Source organism: Bacillus paranthracis, from assembly GCF_001883995.1.
In the GTDB taxonomy this organism is placed as follows: Bacteria; Bacillota; Bacilli; order Bacillales; family Bacillaceae_G; genus Bacillus_A; species Bacillus_A paranthracis.
This window is the reverse complement of sequence record NZ_MACE01000031.1, coordinates 1-3,147: the sequence shown is the minus strand read 5'-3', so window position 1 is coordinate 3,147 and position 3,147 is coordinate 1. Positions and strand designations below refer to the sequence as shown.

General features: G+C 35.7%; 5 protein-coding genes. All 5 read right to left on the bottom strand.

All coding sequences use genetic code 11. From position 1 onward, the window contains the following. Nucleotides 1-490: 490 nt before the first annotated feature. Nucleotides 491-748: a hypothetical protein gene (locus BAQ46_RS13540; protein ID WP_131801181.1), complete on the bottom strand. Its 258-nt coding sequence runs from the start codon at nucleotides 746-748 to the stop codon at nucleotides 491-493. A gap of 5 nt (nucleotides 749-753) precedes the next feature. Further along, nucleotides 754-1,023, bottom strand: coding sequence for a hypothetical protein (locus BAQ46_RS13535; RefSeq protein WP_071742030.1), 270 nt, complete (start codon nucleotides 1,021-1,023; stop codon nucleotides 754-756). Nucleotides 1,024-1,298: 275 nt separating this feature from the next. After that, a complete protein-coding gene (locus tag BAQ46_RS30055) occupies nucleotides 1,299-1,682 on the bottom strand; it encodes a hypothetical protein (protein WP_071742029.1) in 384 nt (127 codons plus the stop codon). Between the two features lie 166 nt (nucleotides 1,683-1,848). Further along, on the bottom strand, nucleotides 1,849-2,805 hold the full coding sequence (locus BAQ46_RS13525; protein ID WP_071742028.1) for a hypothetical protein: 957 nt from the start codon (nucleotides 2,803-2,805) through the stop codon (nucleotides 1,849-1,851). A 156-nt stretch (nucleotides 2,806-2,961) separates the two neighbouring features. After that, a partial coding sequence (locus BAQ46_RS30895; protein WP_211275842.1) for a hypothetical protein occupies nucleotides 2,962-3,147 on the bottom strand: 186 nt, incomplete at its 5' end.

Here is a 3,147-nt window from a genome sequence, read left to right as displayed (position 1 = left end):
CGAATCTTCCACATAACTAAATCGTACCAATCGCTTTCGATAAGGTTTTGTAGTTACTGGTCGTCCTTTTTTTCGCCCCACTTGAAATCCCTCCAATCATTTTATGTTATACACAAATGATTCTACTATATCACTTAGAATCCTGCAATTTTTTTAGATAGATTAAAAGAGTCTTCGTCAAGACTCCCAAAACCTCCCTAATCTTCCCTATGCTTTCTAGTGTCTTCGTCGAGTTTTGGCGATGCCTTATGGCTTCGCAATTCCTTGTAATCTAGATACACCATCCTAACTAGGACGAAGGTAGGCAACACACCCAAGACTAGTATTTTAAAAACAATTTCAAATAAACTTTCAGGTTCTCCAAACATTTACATCACCTCACTACTTGGCATCGGATACGTGGCGAGGACAAAGGCTCGTGTGGTCGCAAAGCTGCACTCACTTTGTGCTCGCCACGCATGCAACGCTCAAGAAAAAACACAGCTACGCGCTACGCATTGTTTATCAATCTAAAATCAAGAATCTCTTTTTTTGAGTACACTGCTGCATAACCTCGGAAACCCTCCGTTGTTTTAAACGCAACAATTTTAGTTTTCTTCTCCTGATCAGTAAGACGAATATTGAAAAGTTCTTTTAGTTCTGTAACTGTCCACCAATCTACATCGAACTCAATAGATTCATCATGCACACATATATAATCAACAAATCTAGGAACGTCATAATGTTTCAGTTCAGATTCTGTATACATCACTATCACTCTCCAACACTACGAATAGATGTTAAAAACAATGTTGCTGTATCTTTATACTTTTTCTCCCCAGTAATCAAATCAAATTTCTCTTTCTGAATACGAACATCTATATCTGCTTCAACAATTGTAAGTTCTTTAATTTCTTCATCTGTCTTTATCCCTATCACTACACTTTTCGCATGCGTTTCAGTATCCAAAATATGATATAAATTAGATTTCTTTTTCTCTTCAATTTTTGCCAAAATAAACTTTTTAGTAATTGTAAACACCATTATTTATCACCCCTTTTTATAAATCTCGGTCATTCTATCTAAATATTTAACTCTGTCAATTCTTTACTATACTTTTTGTCCGTTCCATTTTTATTTCACATTCTAATTGACCACGAGCCTCTACACTCTGCACTCTTACAAAGCAAGCCCACCAGGGAAAATTCGCCCTCGGTAGGCCCACTTTGACGAGTGTAAAGCAAAGTGTTTCTCATAATAAATCAGCTTTTGCGACATAATCATTTCCCTCCGATCTCTCCAATAAAAAAAGGCGCCACCTAAAGGTGACACCTTCCTTTCGCTTTCGCACGAATCCTACAAGCTTGTATAAATACTTCTAACGTTTCCTGTCCATAACTACACACACTAGAAATACGCGCTTCATGACCATTATATAACGATTGACCAGCTTGAATTAGCGCACGTGTAGAACTTGTTAAAGCACCTGCATCATGCAACTCTTCCTCATCATATCCATCAAATAGATGAATCAGTGGTCCACAAGATGTATCTAAATGCTCCAAATTATAGCACTTGAAAATTTTTGGGTACGCTGCAACATAAATCGCACTCTCATACTCTACATTTTCTTCAACAACTAAATTATACAACTCCATCAGTTTGTTAAAATTATCTTCATGTTCTTTATCTACAAAAAACATATAATCACCTCTTTTTTTGAGTGTAACAGTTTTTAGTGTCTCCCCCCAAAAAATAATTACCCCCCTGATCCTCCTCTTAATTTTGGTATTCAAATATAAAAAAGCTGAACAGTAATGTTCAGCTTTGTCTTGAAATCTATCTGCATATTTGTATATAATTTAAGTGTTAAATAAACAATTTATTGGGCTCCAACCCAATCCAACCAGCGACTTGCGCCAACAAGTCGTTTTTTTCTTTTTCAAGCGCTTCTTTGAATCGCTCTGTTAAATCCTCATCAATTTTACCTTCAAGTTCTTGAAGTATCTTTTTAAATTTCGCTTTACTTGTTTTAGATAACTCGCTCCATTCATTTTCATTTTGCATAAGGTGGTTCAACATCGCTCTATCTTGAACACGTGGAACGGTTCTTTTGTTAACGACTGGTTCTTTAATCACTAGATTATCAAAAATCGAACCATTAATAGTTATCGCATCACGTTTTAATTCGAATTCCAATCTCCACCAAACATCACGTTCCATTTTCTCAATTTCAACAAGTTCCTTCACCAAATCATCAACAGTTTCAACAGAGTTCGGATTAATCCCATTCTTCAATTTGGTTTTAATTTTATTTTTTCTGTCTTCCAATTCAACCTTTTTATTATAAATTCTCACCATTCTTTCTGAGTTTCTAGAACCCAAATACAGAGTTTCTAAAGCTCCTGCTCTAGATTCAATCTTGGTTCGTTTGGTACTGATTTTCTGTATGTAAGCAAATTTCCCTAGATTACAATCACAATCAAAAGCTATATCTAAACGCGATAACCCCACATCTTCTAACGCTGGAATAATATGTTCAATTATCCATTTCTTCTCGGATTCACTTAACCCATTGGGATTGAACTCCATTCGGAACTCTCTTCGATTTAATGATTGCGCTTTTCGTGGATCATACGAAAAGAACACTTTTTTGAATATATGCCCTTCAGCTGCTTGTCCCATTTTCCATAAATCAACCCAATTGGACATATTAACAAGTGTATGGAAATCTCCAATTCTCTCTTTTCTGATGTTACCCATAATCGTTAATCTATCTATCGAAACACTAAATATATTGATAGATTTTTGTTGTTCAACTGTCATTAAACATCACCTACTTTTCTTTTAAAAAACATTTTAAAAACTACTTTCTAAAAACCGCCTTTTTCTTTTTTGTTGAGTGAAGGTCCGTTTTTCATCCCTCTAACCGGCTATTAGATAGAGCCGGTTTCCCCAAAATAGAATTCCACCTCAAATTCCTCAAACCACTTTCTCTTGTTCCAAGACTTTTTGTTTAGCGACCATTGTCGCCAACTCTTTCTGAATTTCCATGCGAGAGCGTGGATCGTTAACTCTTTCTAGAATTCTATGAATCGAATCTTCCACATAACTAAATCGTACCAATCGCTTTCGATAAGGTTTTGTAGTTACTGGTCGTCCTTTTTT

What these genes read in the sequence shown, in the direction of transcription:
- BAQ46_RS13540 (WP_131801181.1), bottom strand. Translation starts at nt 748, where the DNA reads ATGTATACAGAATCTGAACTGAAACATTATGACGTTCCTAGATTTGTT.
- BAQ46_RS13535 (WP_071742030.1), bottom strand. Translation starts at nt 1,023, where the DNA reads ATGGTGTTTACAATTACTAAAAAGTTTATTTTGGCAAAAATTGAAGAG.
- BAQ46_RS30055 (WP_071742029.1), bottom strand. Translation starts at nt 1,682, where the DNA reads ATGTTTTTTGTAGATAAAGAACATGAAGATAATTTTAACAAACTGATG.
- BAQ46_RS13525 (WP_071742028.1), bottom strand. Translation starts at nt 2,805, where the DNA reads ATGACAGTTGAACAACAAAAATCTATCAATATATTTAGTGTTTCGATA.